General features: G+C 73.1%; 15 protein-coding genes. 4 read left to right on the top strand and 11 right to left on the bottom strand.

All coding sequences use genetic code 11. The features are described 5' to 3' along the window. The first annotated feature begins 23 nt into the window (after positions 1 to 23). Positions 24 to 491 (top strand): nitrate reductase molybdenum cofactor assembly chaperone, encoded by a 468-nt coding sequence (locus tag ACFT4A_RS04790; protein ID WP_382825991.1) that lies wholly within the window; start codon positions 24 to 26, stop codon positions 489 to 491. A 21-nt stretch (positions 492 to 512) separates the two neighbouring features. Here the strand turns inward: ACFT4A_RS04790 and dnaK are convergent, their stop codons facing one another. From dnaK to ACFT4A_RS04760, 6 genes are all read right to left on the bottom strand, one after another. Beyond that, complete coding sequence (gene dnaK / locus ACFT4A_RS04785) at positions 513 to 2,378, bottom strand: molecular chaperone DnaK (protein WP_382825989.1); 1,866 nt, start codon at positions 2,376 to 2,378, stop codon at positions 513 to 515. 72 nt (positions 2,379 to 2,450) lie between these two features. Further along, positions 2,451 to 3,191: a glycerophosphodiester phosphodiesterase family protein gene (locus ACFT4A_RS04780; RefSeq protein ID WP_382825987.1), complete on the bottom strand. Its 741-nt coding sequence runs from the start codon at positions 3,189 to 3,191 to the stop codon at positions 2,451 to 2,453. After that, positions 3,188 to 4,567, bottom strand: a complete 1,380-nt coding sequence (locus ACFT4A_RS04775) for a hypothetical protein (protein WP_382825985.1) — start codon at positions 4,565 to 4,567, stop codon at positions 3,188 to 3,190. Before ACFT4A_RS04775 ends, ACFT4A_RS04780 begins: the two co-directional genes overlap by 4 nt. Positions 4,568 to 4,686: 119 nt before the next feature. Beyond that, positions 4,687 to 5,115 (bottom strand): OsmC family peroxiredoxin, encoded by a 429-nt coding sequence (locus ACFT4A_RS04770; RefSeq protein ID WP_382825984.1) that lies wholly within the window; start codon positions 5,113 to 5,115, stop codon positions 4,687 to 4,689. 102 nt (positions 5,116 to 5,217) lie between these two features. Further along, a complete protein-coding gene (locus ACFT4A_RS04765) occupies positions 5,218 to 7,290 on the bottom strand; it encodes a phage holin family protein (protein ID WP_382825982.1) in 2,073 nt (690 codons plus the stop codon). Positions 7,291 to 7,429: 139 nt separating this feature from the next. Further along, positions 7,430 to 7,831: a hypothetical protein gene (locus ACFT4A_RS04760; RefSeq protein ID WP_382825980.1), complete on the bottom strand. Its 402-nt coding sequence runs from the start codon at positions 7,829 to 7,831 to the stop codon at positions 7,430 to 7,432. A gap of 83 nt (positions 7,832 to 7,914) precedes the next feature. On the opposite strand from ACFT4A_RS04760, the gene ACFT4A_RS04755 reads away from it, so the two are divergent. Together ACFT4A_RS04755 and ACFT4A_RS04750 are read left to right on the top strand one after the other, a co-directional pair. Next, positions 7,915 to 8,688 (top strand): MBL fold metallo-hydrolase, encoded by a 774-nt coding sequence (locus ACFT4A_RS04755; protein WP_382825978.1) that lies wholly within the window; start codon positions 7,915 to 7,917, stop codon positions 8,686 to 8,688. Positions 8,689 to 8,726: 38 nt separating this feature from the next. Next, entirely contained in the window at positions 8,727 to 9,338 is a 612-nt protein-coding gene (locus tag ACFT4A_RS04750; RefSeq protein ID WP_382826603.1) for a DedA family protein, read from the top strand. 9 nt (positions 9,339 to 9,347) lie between these two features. Here ACFT4A_RS04750 and ACFT4A_RS04745 read toward each other — a convergent pair whose 3' ends face one another. From ACFT4A_RS04745 to ACFT4A_RS04725, 5 genes are all read right to left on the bottom strand, one after another. Continuing rightward, on the bottom strand, positions 9,348 to 10,403 hold the full coding sequence (locus ACFT4A_RS04745) for an MBL fold metallo-hydrolase (RefSeq protein WP_382825976.1): 1,056 nt from the start codon (positions 10,401 to 10,403) through the stop codon (positions 9,348 to 9,350). Beyond that, complete coding sequence (locus ACFT4A_RS04740) at positions 10,400 to 11,647, bottom strand: aminotransferase class I/II-fold pyridoxal phosphate-dependent enzyme (protein ID WP_382825974.1); 1,248 nt, start codon at positions 11,645 to 11,647, stop codon at positions 10,400 to 10,402. The genes ACFT4A_RS04745 and ACFT4A_RS04740 overlap by 4 nt, the downstream gene beginning before the upstream one ends. A 152-nt stretch (positions 11,648 to 11,799) precedes the next feature. Beyond that, positions 11,800 to 12,459 carry a hypothetical protein gene (locus ACFT4A_RS04735; RefSeq protein WP_382825972.1) on the bottom strand — a complete coding sequence of 220 codons (660 nt, stop codon included), beginning with the start codon at positions 12,457 to 12,459 and terminating at the stop codon, positions 11,800 to 11,802. Positions 12,460 to 12,601: 142 nt separating this feature from the next. Then, positions 12,602 to 13,396 carry an RNA polymerase sigma factor SigF gene (locus ACFT4A_RS04730; protein ID WP_382825971.1) on the bottom strand — a complete coding sequence of 265 codons (795 nt, stop codon included), beginning with the start codon at positions 13,394 to 13,396 and terminating at the stop codon, positions 12,602 to 12,604. 233 nt (positions 13,397 to 13,629) lie between these two features. Continuing rightward, on the bottom strand, positions 13,630 to 13,761 hold the full coding sequence (locus ACFT4A_RS04725; protein WP_382825970.1) for a hypothetical protein: 132 nt from the start codon (positions 13,759 to 13,761) through the stop codon (positions 13,630 to 13,632). Between the two features lie 149 nt (positions 13,762 to 13,910). Here ACFT4A_RS04725 and ACFT4A_RS04720 point away from each other — a divergent pair, with 149 nt between their 5' ends. Next, positions 13,911 to 14,312: a DUF2795 domain-containing protein gene (locus tag ACFT4A_RS04720; RefSeq protein ID WP_382825968.1), complete on the top strand. Its 402-nt coding sequence runs from the start codon at positions 13,911 to 13,913 to the stop codon at positions 14,310 to 14,312. Positions 14,313 to 14,331 lie beyond the last annotated feature (19 nt).

Below are 14,331 nucleotides of genomic sequence, written 5' to 3'. Positions count from 1 at the left end.
GGAGCGCACGCGAAGGAGGTCCGATGCCCGGATTCGAGCTGCTGTACCAGGCGGCCGCGCTGTGCCTGATGTACCCCGACGACGACTTCCGTGCCCGGCTGTCGCTGCTGCGCGAAGCCGCCCCGCAGCTGAGGGAGTTCGCCGACCACGCGGCCGTCACCCCGCCCCGGGAGCTGGCCGCGCACTACGTCGAGGTCTTCGAGGCCGGGCAGGACCACAGCCTGTACCTCAGCGTCTGGCGCGAGGCGGCACCGGCGCCCTCCGAGGAGATCTACCGCGCGCACGGCCTGGAGACCACCGGCGAGGAACCGCCCGACTTCCTGCCCGCGGTCCTGGAGTTCGCGGCCCGCACGGGCAGCACCGAACTGCTGACCGAGCACCGCGACGGCCTCGATCAGCTCCGGTCCAGGCTCACCGACTTCGGTACGCCGTACGCGACGGTCCTGGACGCGGTGTGCGCGACACTGCCGCCCGCGCACACCGGCCTCTAGGACGGCCGAGGGCGGTGGGGCCTAGGCGGCGCCGCCCTTCTCGTCCCGCTGGTCCTTCTCCTCGTCCACGATCTCCGCGTCGACCACGCCCTCCTCTTCCTGCGCGGTACCGGAAGACTCCTCGGTGGGGGCCTGCTGGGCCTGGGCGTACATCGCCTGGCCCATCTTCTGGCTGACGGAGGCGAGTTTCTCGACGCCGGTGCGCAGGGCCGCGGTGTCCGCCTGCTGCTCCAGCAGTTCCTTCACCTCGGTGACGGCCGACTCGACCTCGGTCTTGGTGTCGGCCGGGATCCTGTCGCCGTTCTCGCGCAGGAAGTTCTCCGTCTGGTAGACGAGTTGCTCGGCCTGGTTGCGGGTCTCGGCGGCCTCGCGGCGGCCCCGGTCCTCCTCGGCGTACTGCTCGGCCTCGCGCATCATGCGGTCGATGTCCTCCTTGCCCAGGGCCGAGCCGCCGGTGACGGTCATCTTCTGTTCGCGGCCGGTCGCCATGTCCTTGGCGGAGACGTGCATGATGCCGTTGGCGTCGATGTCGAAGGCCACCTCGATCTGCGGGACGCCGCGCGGTGCCGGCGGCAGGCCCGTCAGGTCGAAGACGCCGAGCTTCTTGTTGTAGGCGGCGATCTCCCGTTCGCCCTGGTAGACCTGGATGCCGACCGAGGGCTGGTTGTCGGCCGCGGTCGTGAAGATCTCCGAACGCCGGGTCGGGATGGTGGTGTTGCGCTCGATGAGCTTCGTCATGATGCCGCCCTTGGTCTCGATGCCCAGGGACAGCGGGGTGACGTCGAGCAGCAGCACGTCCTTGACGTCGCCGCGCATGACGCCCGCCTGGAGCGCGGCGCCGAGCGCCACGACCTCGTCGGGGTTGACGCCCTTGTGCGGCTCCTTGCCGGTGAGTTCCTTGACCAGCTCGGTCACCGCGGGCATCCGGGTCGAGCCGCCGACGAGAATCACGTGGTCGACCGCGGAGAGCTTCACCCCCGCGTCGTCGACCGCCTGGTGGAAGGGCGCCTTGCAGCGGTCCAGCAGATCGGAGGTGAGCTCCTGGAACTGGGCCCGGGTCAGCTTCTCGTCGAGATGCAGCGGCCCTTCGGCGGAGGCCGTGATGTAGGGCAGGTTGATCGTCGTCTCGGTGGAGCTGGACAGCTCGATCTTGGCCTTCTCGGCGCCCTCGCGCAGCCGCTGCACCGCCATCTTGTCGTTTCCGAGGTCGACGCCGTACTGGCCCTTGAAGCGCTTGACCAGGTACTCGACGATCCGCTGGTCCCAGTCGTCGCCGCCGAGGTGGGTGTCGCCGTTGGTGGCCTTCACCTCGATGACGCCCTCGCCCATCTCCAGCAGCGACACGTCGAAGGTGCCGCCGCCGAGGTCGAAGACGAGGACCGTCTGGTCGTTCTCCTTGTCCAGGCCGTAGGCGAGGGCCGCCGCCGTCGGCTCGTTGATGATCCGCAGGACCTTCAGGCCCGCGACCTCCCCGGCCTCCTTGGTCGCCTGCCGCTGATGGTCGTCGAAGTAGGCCGGGACGGTGATCACCGCGTCGGTGACGTCCTCGCCGAGGTAGGACTCCGCGTCCCGCTTCAGCTTCTGCAGCACCCGGGCGGACAGCTCCTGCGCCCGGTAGCGGGTGCCGTCCACGTCGCCCTGGTCCGGGAAACGCCAGCTCGCGTCGCCCATGTAACGCTTGACCGAGCGAGCGGTGCGCTCCACGTTCGTCACGGCCTGCCGTTTGGCGACCTCCCCCACCAGCACCTCGCCGTTCTTGGCGAACGCCACGACCGAGGGCGTGGTTCTGGCCCCCTCCGCGTTGGCGATGACCGTGGGCTCACCGCCCTCCAGCACGGCCACCACCGAGTTCGTGGTCCCTAGGTCGATCCCGACCGCTCGTCCCATCGCTGTCCCCTTCCGTCAGAGCACCGGCCGCCCACTCCCCACTCTCCAGCACAAAACTTGAGTGCGCTGTTGTCAATGCCGCGAAGGAGTGATGGGCCCGCGCAGGGCCACGGCGCGCCGGGGCCGGTCGGTGACCAGCACGTCCACGCGCGGGTGGGCGAGGAACGCCCGCATCAGGGTGTCGTCGTTGACCGTCCACACCATGGTGAACAGGCCGCGCCGGGTCGCCTCGCGCAGCACGGTGGTCCTGGCCAGCCGCTGGTGCACGGCGACGCCGTGGGCCCCGCAGGCGCGGATCCGGCGGGCGGGGAACAGCTCGCTCAGCCGGGTCCCGGGCAACTGTGCCAGGGCGAGGTCCTTGCGGTCGCGTCCCAGGGACAGCGCGGTGCGCACCCCGGGGAAGGCCCGTGTGACGGCGGCGAGGGAACGGTCCTCCAGGGTCGTCACGACGAGTCCGTCCGTACCGAGCAGGGCCACCGCCCGGTCGACCACCTCCTGCTCGTAGCCCACCTCCTTGAGGTCCAGGTGGGCCACGAGTCGCCCGGCGATCATCGCCATGACCTCGTCCACCACCGGCACGTCGTAGCCGGCCCGCTCGCTCAGCTCGGCGTGGGTGAGCCGGGACAGCGGCGGCCCGGTGGGCCCGACCCGGGGGTCGTGGTAGACGACGAGGACCCCGTCGGCCGTGCGGCGGATGTCGAACTCGACGTACTCCGCGCCGGACTCCAGCGCGTCCTTGTACGCCTCCCAGGTGGCGGCGTCGGCGCGCTCGGAGCCGCCCCGGTGGGCGGAGACGGCGGGGCGTGGCGTCATGGTCGGGGGCTCCCGGAGGGCGGGCGTGGCGGCGGTACGGGTACGGCGTCGTCGTACGTCGGCAGCAGCGAGCCGGAGCGGGTGCTGATGCGTCTGAGCAGGACGTATCCGATCACGACGAGGACGACGAAGGGGAGCCAGGCCAGCGCGTAGGCCGTTCCGTAGGCGCGCAGGTCGAGGATGGAGCGGTGCTCGTCGACGTTCGTGCCGTTCACGCCGAAGAAGGCGAGCAGCAGGGTCGGCGGCAGGGCGATCAAGGTGGCGGCGGCGACCAGGCCGGACACGGTGCGGTCGCGGCGCTCGTCGCGCTCGGCGAGTTCGGCGTCCAGGGCGGCGGAGCGGGCGCTGATCACCGAGGTCAGCCGCTCGACCATGCGGGCCGAGTTCTCCAGGCTGTCGCGGATGCCGAGCGCGTCACGCTGCGAGGACTGGAAGGCCTCCATGACCATCTCGGGGATCAGCAGGCTGTCGACGTAGGCCTCGACGCCGAAGGCGAGGTCCAGCTGGAGTTCGTTGACGCCGGCGGAGAGGCGGGAGATCAGGGAGCGGATCTCGGTGGGCGAGTCGGTCAGGGCCTGCTCGTTGGCCTTCATCATGGCGAAGGCGGCGAGCCGGGTGCGCTGGAGCACGGCCAGGGCGGAGACCATGCCGACGGCGACGAGCATCAGGCCGTTCTCGACGTGCGGGGCCCAGCCGGCCTGGACGGAGACGCCCCGGCCGAGGGCGGACAGGGTGAGGCCGTGGTTCCTGAGATGCGGCGCGAGGCTCGCGTCGTAGGGCGTGGCGGGGTTCCAGGGCATCCGGCCGCGGTAGACGATCTCGTTCAGCAGGATCGCCTTGCGGGCCTCGTCGGCGCTGAGCAGTTCGCGGTGTAACCGGCCGCCGGGGAAGACGAGTTGGTGCACGTTCTGGCCGAGGGCGAGCGGGCGGCCGAGCTGCTCGGTCAGCGTCTGGAGCAGCGGGCGGTCGTCGAGTTCGATGCGCTCGCGGTCGAAGCAGGTCGTGGCCAGCCAGGCGGCGAGGTCGCCGGCCGTGGTCTCACCCGCGAAGGCGCAGTCCACGACCAGGGTGGCGTCACCGCGCGGGGTGGCGACGACGAGAATCCGCAGGGACGCGAGGCCCAGGCCGTGGTCGCCGTGCGGCAGCCGCAGCCGGCGGGGCGCGATCCGTTCGTCGAGGACCGGGACGGGGAGCACGTCCTGGCTGGTCATCAAGTGGGAGGCGAAGCGGCCGTAGTCGTAGCGGTCGACGAGGGCGCCGAGGGCGGTGTCCCGGGGGCGGAGCCGTCCGGAGAGGCTGAACAGCAGCAGGACGCGGGTCCGGTCACGGGCGGCGGAGTCGAGCACCGTGGCGTTCGGGGACGTTCCCGGCAGCATCGCGTTCCTTCCGGCCCGGCGGTTCGAGAGCGTCTGGTTCCTACCCCCGCCGCGGGTGGCGAACCGACGACGCGCGGGCCGCCCCTGGTGGGCGGCCCGCGCGACGGGGGTGTGTCGGGTCAGGCGAGCTTGGCGGTCAGCGTGATGGGCGTGGCCTTCAGCGCCTGGCTGACCGGGCAGCCGGTCTTGGCCTCCTCGGCGGCGGCGAGGAAGGCCGCCTCCTCGATGCCGGGGACGGTGCCCTCGACGGTGAGGTGGATACCGGTGATGCCCTCGCCGGGCTGGAAGGAGACGTCGGCGGAGGTGACGAGCTTGGTGGGCGGCGTCCCGGCCTTGTTCAGGATGTTGGAGAAGGCCATGGAGTAGCAGCTGGAGTGGGCGGCGGCGATCAGCTCCTCGGGGCTGGTCTTCCCGTTCGCCTCCTGGGCGCGCGACGCCCACGTGACCGGCTGCTCGCCGATCGCACCGGAGGAGTCGAAGGTGACGACGCCGTTGCCCTCGAGCAGGCTGCCTTCCCAGACGGTGTGTGCGGAGCGCGTGGTAGCCACGGTTCTTCCTTTCGCGTACGGACTCGCTGTGGGGCCCGTCTCCGGGTCCCCTTCCCCCATCCGATCACACCCGTGGCGCCGCGTCCGCGCACGCGCCGAATTTCAGGCCGCGCGTTCCTCGCTGCTCTCCACCGGCACCTGAGGGCCGTTCGACTCGCGCAGCCAGCGGCGCAGGACGCGGTGGACGTGCTCGGCGCCGACGAGTTCCGCCCCGTCCGCCACCGGTGGGGAGAGGGCCAGCGGGGACAGCAGGAAGGGTTTGCCCTGGGCGCCGCCGAGGCCGCCGTGGGAGCCGATCTGCTCCTCGAAGGCGAGGACTTCGCCGTCGGCCGGGTCGTGGAAGGAGTTGACCATGATGTCGGCGGTGTGCGGGAAGGAGTGCGTACGGCGCACCGCGTCGGCCGCGCCCGGCCCGAACGCGGCGAGCGGGCCCGGGTCGTCGTCGAGGCCGGCCAGCGGGATCTGGGCGCCGTTCGCGCCGAGGACGACGCCGCCGTGCTCGTCGCTGCGGACCAGCAGGAAGCCGATGCCGGGGTGGTTGGCGAGGGTCGGCAGCAGCGCGGGGTGGCGGGCGTCTATCTCCTCCTTGCTCATCCGGTGCGTGACGTCCGGGAAGGAGACCAGGCCGAGGTTGCCGGAGGCCAGCACGATGGGCTCGGAGCGGCGCGCGGGGCGGTGCCGCTCGCCGCCCTCCTCGACCGGGATGCGCAGCGCGGCCCGCACGGCGGCACGGGCCTCCGCCCCGCTGCGGGTGCGCTCGGCGCTGCGCGACACGGGCAGTCCGCACCCCGCCCGCACCAGGTCGCCGAGGGTGAGGCCGTAGCGGGAGCGGAACGTCTCGCCGGGGCTCTGGCCGTGGTCGGACAGCACGACGATCCGGTACGGGCGCGGGGCGTGCTCGGCGACGTTCTCGATCAGGGCGAGCGACCGGTCGAGCTTCTCCAGGACCTTCTGCGCGTCGCGGCTCACCGGGCCGGAGTGGTGGGCGACCTCGTCGTAGGCCACCAGGTCGGCGTAGACGGCGGTGCGGCCGACGAGCATGTCGCCCGTCACCGAGGCGACGACGACGTCCCGCTCGACGACCGTCGCGAAGGCCCTCACGAACGGGTAGAGGCCCGCACGGGAGACCCTGGGGCGCTGCTTGCGCAGGCGGGCCCGGGTGGACTGGCCGATCTCCCGGCCGACGTCGGCGACGAAGGACAGGGCGGTGCGCACGGCGTTGGCCGGATCCGAGAAGTAGGCGAAGTAGCCCGCCCGGGAGCGGTTCTCGCGGCTGCGGCGGCGGGTGGCGATGGACAGCACGAGGGCCTGCTGTTCGGCGCCGCCGCTGAACAGGTTGCCGCGGCTGGCGCCGTCGACGGTGAGCAGACCGCCGTGTCCGGCGTATCCGACGGCGCGGCGCTGGAGTTCGGCGGCGCTGGTCGGGCGGTTGCAGACGACCACCTCGCGGGTGTCCTTCTCGTACCAGCGGAAGGCGGGGACGTCGTGGTTGCTGCCGTGCAGGATGCCGAGCTGGCTGGCGCCGGTCTGGCTGGACCAGTCGGTGCGCCAGGGGGTGAGGCGGTGGGTGGAGCGGCCGCCGTCGCCGAAGTCGAGCCAGCGGGCGACGGTGGGCATCAGGCCCTTGCCGACCGCGTCCAGCAGGACGTCGTGGCCGACGCCGTCGAGCTGGAGGAACACCGTGCCGGGGCTGGAGGGGCTGGGCGGTCCGGCGCGGCGGCGCCGGTCGGAGAGGCGGTACAGCCTGCGGCGGTAGGCGTCGTCGTCGCGCACGGCCAGGGCGGCGCCGGTGGCGGACGCCACGGCGGACATCACGGCGGCGACCACCACGGCGGTCTCCGGGGCGGCGGCGCCGCGCTCGGCGGGGTTGAGACGCAGGGCGAGCAGCAGCAGCGCGCCGTTCAGGAAGAACACCAGCAGCCCGAGCACGAGCGCCGGCACGAGGAGCAGGAGCCGGACGAGCAGCGGCCACACCACGGCCGACAGCAGACCGAAGGCTCCGGCGCCGAAGGCGGCCGTGACGGCGATATCGGTGGCACTGTCGCCGTTTGCCGACCGGAGCCGGAAGTCCGGCAGGATCCCGGCGAGCAGGAGCAGGGTGACGGTGGAGACCGCCCACACGGCGACGCTCCGCCCGATCTGACTGGCGACCCGCCGCCACCGCACGCTGCGCACGCCCCGCCACCTCACGTCCCGGCCCGCCGCCGCGGGCTCTTCCCCACCCTGTCACAACGCCCCGGGAACGCCCTTTGTCCCTCGAACCGCCCTGTGAAACCCCCAGCGGACCCAGGTCACGCCTCTCGCCGCGGCCGGGTCAACGTCCGTCGTAGCCCGCTGTCGGCATCGACAGCCGGCGGTGCACGCACGCCTTCATCGCCGCGTCGTACGCCGGCTCCGCGTGCCCCACCGTCTCGACGCGCACCCCGCGCTTCGCGCACTCCGCGGTGAACTCCTCCGCGGACGCGAGCGCGCTCTCGAGTACCCGCCGGCTGGGCGCCACGAACAGGTCGAGGCCGGGCCGGACGCCGTCCCAGAGGGCACCGTGGTCGGGGCGCAGCCCCCGGACCAGTAACTCCCGGCTGACCACATAGCCCCGCTCGGCGGCCCAGCGGGCGCACATCGCGTGCTGGCTGCGGGAGTCGACCAGGAACGGATCGTCGTCCAGTTCCTCCAGCGGTGTCAGACTCGCGATCGCCGTGACCCGGACCGGCACCATGGCGTCCCCCCTCACCTCCGGTTTCGCCGCCGACCCTACTCCTGCCCGTAGGCTTCGGGGAGTCGCGCGAAGGAGGCAAAGAAGTGCCGGTGGAGATCACCTGGTGGGGTCACGCCACTTGCACGGTCGAGGACTCGAACGTACGCGTGCTCACCGATCCCCTGTTCGCACGCCGGCTCGCGCACCTGCGGCGCCGGCGCGGAGCCCTGCCGCCGTCCGGAGCCCTGGACGCGGACGTGGCGCTGGTCTCCCACCTGCACGCCGACCATCTGCATGTGCCCTCGCTGATGCGGCTCGCTCCGGGCACGCGCCTGCTCGTGCCCCGGGGCGCGCGCCGGGCGGTGCCCGGACTGCGCCGGCTCGCGCACCTGCGGGTGAGCGAGATGGCGCCCGGGGACGAGACCTCGGTCGGCGACGTCGTCGTACGGGCCGTGCCCGCGCGGCACGACGGGCGGCGGCTGCCGCTCGGACCGCACCGCGCCCCCGCGCTCGGCTACGTCATAGCCGGCGAGGCCCGGACGTACTTCGCCGGGGACACCGGGCTGTTCGACACGATGGCCGAGGAGGTCGGGCCGGTCGAGGTGGCGCTGCTGCCGGTCGGCGGCTGGGGGCCGTACCTGGGCGAGGGACACCTGGACGCGGGACGGGCGGCGGAGGCGCTGGCACGACTGGCGCCGTGCAGCGCGGTGCCGGTGCACTACGGCACGTACTGGCCGATCGGGATGGACGCCGTGCGCCCCCATGAATTCCATGCGCCGGGGGACGAATTCGTACGGCTGGCGGCCGGCCGCGCACCCGATGTGGCGGTGCACCGGCTCGGGCACGGGGAGAGCGTGCGCCTGAAGGGCACGCGGTGACCTGGACCGCGCCCGTGGCGCAGGCCGGTCTGCCCCTGCTGGCGGCGTCGGCCGTCACCCCGGCGTCGATCGTGCCGACGTCCACACAGCAGGCGGTCGGCTATCCGACGCTCTTCCTGCTGGTGCTGCTCGGGGCGCTGGTGCCGGTGATTCCGACGGGGGCGCTGGTGAGTTCGGCGGCCGTGGTCGCCTTTCACCAGGCGTCGCCGTTCTCGCTGGCGATGGTGTTCCTGACGGCGTCGGTGGCGGCGTTCCTCGGGGACGCGACGCTGTACTGGCTGGGGCGGCGGGGGCTCAAGTCGAAGAACGGCTCGCGCTGGCTGGAGGCGATCCGGGCGCGGGCGCCGGAGGACCGGCTCGCCCAGGCGCAGGAGAAACTCGCCGCGCACGGGGTCGCGGTGCTGGTGCTGTCCCGGCTGGTGCCGGCGGGGCGTATCCCGGTGATGCTGGCCTGTCTGCTGGCGGAGTGGCCGTTGCGGCGGTTTGCCCGGGGGAACCTGCCGGCGTGTCTGGCGTGGGCCCTGACGTATCAGTTGATCGGGATTCTCGGGGGGTCGCTGTTCGATGAGCCGTGGGAGGGTGTGGTGGCGGCGATCCTGCTGACCTTGGTGATCAGTGCGGTGCCGGGTGTGTTGCGGCGGGTGCGGTAGCGCCGTGGTTTACTGCAGCACCCTTGAAGCGCCTACGGGCATGTCCCACAGGTCTTCCCGGGGCAGGCCCGCCTTTTCCCAGGCCGCTCGTACGCGCTGGAGGGGCTCAAGGACCGGCTCCGCCGAGAGGACGAAGGTCGCCCAGTGCATGGGGGCCATCCTGGTCGCGCCCAGGTCCTGGGCGGCGCGGACCGCCTCCTCCGGGTTGCAGTGGACGTCGCTGAGCCACCAGCGCGGATCGTAGGCGCCGATGGGGAGGAGGGCGAGGTCGATGCCGGGGTAGCGGCGGCCGATGCGGGAGAACCAGTGGCCGTAGCCGGTGTCGCCGGCGAAGTAGACGCGCTGTCCGTCCCGGTCCGTGAGCACCCAGCCGCCCCACAGGCTGTGGCAGGTGTCGGTGAGGGTGCGCTTGGACCAGTGGTGGGAGGGGACGAAGTCGAAGCGGACGCCGTCCAGTTCGGCCGCCTCCCACCAGTCGAGTTCCGTGACGTGGGTGAAGCGGCGGCGGTGGAACCAGCGGGCGAGCCCGGCCGGGGCGAACACGGGGGTGTCGCGCGGGAGCCGGCGCAGGGTCGGGGCGTCCAGGTGGTCGTAGTGGTTGTGGCTGATGACGACGGCGTCGACGCGCGGCAGCTCTTCCCAGGGGACGCCCACGGGGGTGATGCGGGCGGGGGTGCCGAGGATCCGGCGGGACCAGACCGGGTCGGTGAGGACCGTGAGGCCGCCGACGCGCAGCACCCAACTGGCGTGCCCCGCCCAGGTGACGGCGATGGTGCGGGCGTCGACGCGGGGAAGGGGGCCGGGGGCGTAGGGGAGCCGGGGGATGTCGGCGAGGCCTTCGGGACTCGGTCTCACGGAGCCTTCACGGGCGAAGCGGGCGATGGCCTTCAGGCCGGGGAGCGGGGAGGTCAGCCGGTCGTGGAAGGTACGCGGCCACACTCTCCGCTCGGCCGGCGGCCGGGGTTCGGCCAGGGGCGGGTACGGGGGCGCGAGGGGGGACGGGAGTGCCGGTTCGGCGGCCTCCTGGGTGGTCGTACCCGTGGTCGACTCGGACTGCTGCGTCATCGAGGAGGCTCCCATCGCTGAGCTTCGTCGCGGAGATCGTCGAAGACCGACTCCAGCCGGATCAACGCGCCTCGCACGTGCGGCAGTTCCAACGGCGCGGGTGAGGTGAGGCATTCCGCGCGTTCCGGATCGGAGGCGGGCAGCAGTGCGCCGGTGGAAAGCCGCACGCGCGGGGCTTCGAGGTCGTCGCCGAAGCGGTGGCCGCCCGGCGCGGGCATGCCGAGGCGGGCGGAGAGGAAGTCCTCCAGTTCCTGTGCGTCGCCCACCCCGTGCGCGGTCAGCGCGGGGCGCAGCGGGGCGAGGTCCACGTACAGGTGCCGGCCGGAGTGCGGGGGCCGGGAGAGGGCACCGGCGGCGACGACGGCGGAGTGCGCCGCGGCGGCCAGGCGCGCGTGCAGGCGCACGGTGGCGGCCACGCGCGCCGTGACGGGTTCCGGTTCGGCCAGGGCGTACCCGGCCGCCGCGGCGACGGGGGCGGCGACGCGGGCGTCGAGCGCGGTGAGGACGTCGAGCACGCGCGCGTGGAGGCCGTCGCCCTCCTCGCCGGCCGGGAAGCGGGCCACGGCGGCGGGCCAGCCGGGCGGGAGCAGGGAACCGGCCAGGTCGGTGACGACGGTGACCCGGTCGGGCAGCATCTCGGCGGGGCTGAGCAGCACGGTGTCGTGCGGGTCGTGCAGGGTGTCGCGCCAGGTCTCGTCGCTGACCAGGTGCAGTCCCTCCCCCTGGGCGGCCTCGAGGGTCTCGTGCAGCAGCTCGGGCGGGGCGACGGTCGCGGTGGGGTCGTCGGCGACGGACAGCACCAGCAGGCGCGGGTCGCCGCCCTCGGCGCGGACCCGGCGCACGGTCTCCAGCAGGGCGTACGGATCGGGGACGCCGCCGCTCTCGGGCGGGGTCGGCACATGGAAGGCGGGCCGCCCCAACAGGCGGGCGTACGGCGCCCACCAGGCCGCGCAGGGCCTCGGCACCAGGACGTCACCGCCGAGGGCGGCGGTCAGCGCGAGCAGCAGGGAGGGCGCGCCGGGGCCGGCGGCCGCGCGGTCGGGGGCGCAGTGCAGTCCGCGCCGGTCCCAGTAGCCGCAGGCGGCCTCCCGCAGCGCGGGTCCGCCACCGACCGGCTCGTGGTCGCCGCGGGACGCCGCCGCGGCGAGCACCGCGGACAGCTCCGGCAGGACCGGCAGCCCGTCCTCGGGGAGCGGCGGCCCGAACCGGACCGGGCCGTGGCCTTGCGGGTCCGTCCGCCGCATCCGTACCTCCGCAGTGCCTGGTGCCGCCGTGTTCCGGTGATCCGTACGGTGCGGCTCGTGCCCTCGGCCACTGAGTACCCAGGGTGCCGCCGCCCCATGGGCACCCACCCGGTTGGGACGGTCACGGCGTGAGCGGTCCGGGCCCCGGCAGGTCAGCGGTAGGGGTCGCTCTCCCGGTGGCGCAGCCGGTGCGCGGCGGCGCCGAACGCGCCCGCGATCAGCAGCCCGCCCGCGACCAGGGCGGGCACGGAGTCGGTGAAGGCACCGCCGTCACCGGCCCGTACCCCGCGCTGGACCACCGCCCCGCCGCACTCGGTGTCGTGGGGGTGGTGCGGTTCGGGGCAGGGCTTGTGGGTGGGCCGGTGCGACGGCTTGTGGTGGCCACCGCCGCCGTGGGTCACCGTGAACGTCGCGCTCCATTCCTTGCCCTCCCCGCCGGGAGCGGCCGGGCAGGTGCCGTCGACGGTCCACGCCGAGTCCTCGCCGAGGGCGTCCGGATCGCCCTCGAAGTTCTCGGCGGACGCGATGCGGGCCGTGCCCCGGTAGGCGGGCCCGGACATCTTGTCATCGTTGCCGGTGACCTTGCGCAGCGGGACGGTGCCCTCGTCGAAGGCCTGCGAGGTGGCGTCGATGGTGTCGGGCGGCGGCCCACCGGTCGGATCACAGCTGACCGAGACGGTGAGCGTCCCGCCGGGCTCGACGGTGGCGGGACTGACCTCGGCGGTGGGTTCGGCGGAGACGGCGGGTGCGAATCCCATCAGCGCGGACCCGGCGAGAACGGCGACGGAGAGAGCGTGCACGGTGCGGCGCATGGAGGGGACTCCTTCGGGCGACGGCAGAATGTCCCTCTGCCATCACAGCCCGCCCACCGGGCCGCCGCGCGCGTCCGGACCCCATTAGCGGGACGGCGCCCTCCAACCGGGTGAAGCGGGACGTCCCCCCTCGGGGGCGGCGCTACACCGCGTCCCGCATGACCTGCTCCCGCACCCTCCCGCAGCACCGGCTGATCAGCCGGGACACATGCATCTGCGAGATCCCCAGCTCCTCGGCGATCCGGCTCTGCGTCATGTCGGAGAAGAACCGCATGTAGAGAATCGCCCGCTCCCGCTCCGGCAGCGCGGCCAGCCCGTCCTTCACCGCCTCCCGGTCCACGACCGTGTCCAGCGCGGGATCCGGCGACCCGAGCGCGTCGCTCAGGGAGTACCCGTCCTCGCTGCCCGGCAGCTCCGCGTCCAGGGACAGGGCCGTGAAGCTCTCCAGCGCCTCCAGGCCGGTCTTGACGTCCTCCTCGCTCATCTTCGCGTGCTCGGCGATCTCGGCCACGGTGGGCCGGCGGCCGGAGATGGTCTGGGACAGGTCCTGCGAGGCGAACCGGACGCGGTTGCGCAGGTCCTGGACCCGGCGGGGTACGTGCAGGGTCCACATGTGGTCACGGAAGTGCCGCTTGATCTCGCCGGTGACGGTGGGCACGGCATAGCTCTCGAAGGCGTTGCCGAGTTCGGGGTCGTACCGGTCCACGGCCTTGACCAGGCCGAGGGCCGCGACCTGGCGCAGATCGTCCAGGTTCTCGCCGCGGCTGCGGAAGCGCCCGGCGATGCGGTCCGCCATGGGCAGCCAGGCCTCGACGATCTCGTCGCGGAGCGCGTCCCGCTCCGGGCCGGCGGGGAGGGCGGCGAGCCTGCGGAAGGCCTCGGCGGTGTCGGGGGCGTCGTCGTGGGGGTGCTGCTTTGTGCTCATGTGAGTCGGCATGATGCGTCGCAATTCCCTTGCAGATGCTCTGGGTCGGACCGTCACCGTGGGAGCGCATCCGCTGCGGGACAGGGGCGCCGGTGGCGACGCTTCACGCCGCTCCCACGGGCGTGCCTCCTGTCCGAAGCACTGAAGGGCGCCTGCCCCGGGCCCTCACACGCAAACCCGGAGAGGTTTCCCGCGGTCGCGCAGGGTGACCCGACGCGGACCGGGATCGACGGTCGAGCAGGGCTTCACAAGGTCGAGCGGGGCCCCGGTTCACGCCGTTCGGCGTTCTCCTGCGGCAGCAGCAGTTCCTCGTACCGGCCCAGAACGAGCACCACTCCGAGCATGAGCGGCGGGATGAGCACAGCGAGCATCGCCATGGCGGGTCCTTCCCCAGGGAGGTGTGACCCGGGTCTCCCCCAGGCCGTGGCGCAAACCAAGGCGGGTGTGGCGATCCGGTGTGCGGAACCCGTGTCGGCTCCCGGTGTTCGGGTACGCGGTGCGGACCCCCGAAGCTCTGGAGGGAGACATGCAGCGAGGCAGCGACCGGCTGAGCGTCCACCGGGACGACGAGATGAAGCACGAACTGCAGGGTCTGCTCAGGTCCGGGCATCCCACGCGCAGTGAGGAGTGGCACGACCCGGAGCCGGCCGCCGAGGACGACCCCGAGGTCGCGTACGGGCCGGTGACACCGAGCCGTGCGCCGACGTCTCTGGAGTCGGTGCGGCTGGATCTGGCCCGGCTCCTGGGCCGCAAGGCGTTCCCGGCCGGCTCGCGCGAGCTGGCCCGCGAACTGCGCGGCCACCAGGCGCCCGACACCCTCGTCGAGGCTCTGGAACGGCTGCCGCGGCAGGAGCGCTACGGCAATGTCCAGGAACTGGCCCAGGCCCTGGTCCGGGCCCGCGAGACCGGGCCGGAGGAATACGCGTAGTGACCGCGCGGGGGTGGCG

This window comes from Streptomyces sp. NPDC057099, assembly GCF_042671245.1.
GTDB lineage: Bacteria > Actinomycetota > Actinomycetes > Streptomycetales > Streptomycetaceae > Streptomyces > Streptomyces purpurascens.
This window is presented reverse-complemented; position numbering and strand designations above follow the sequence as displayed.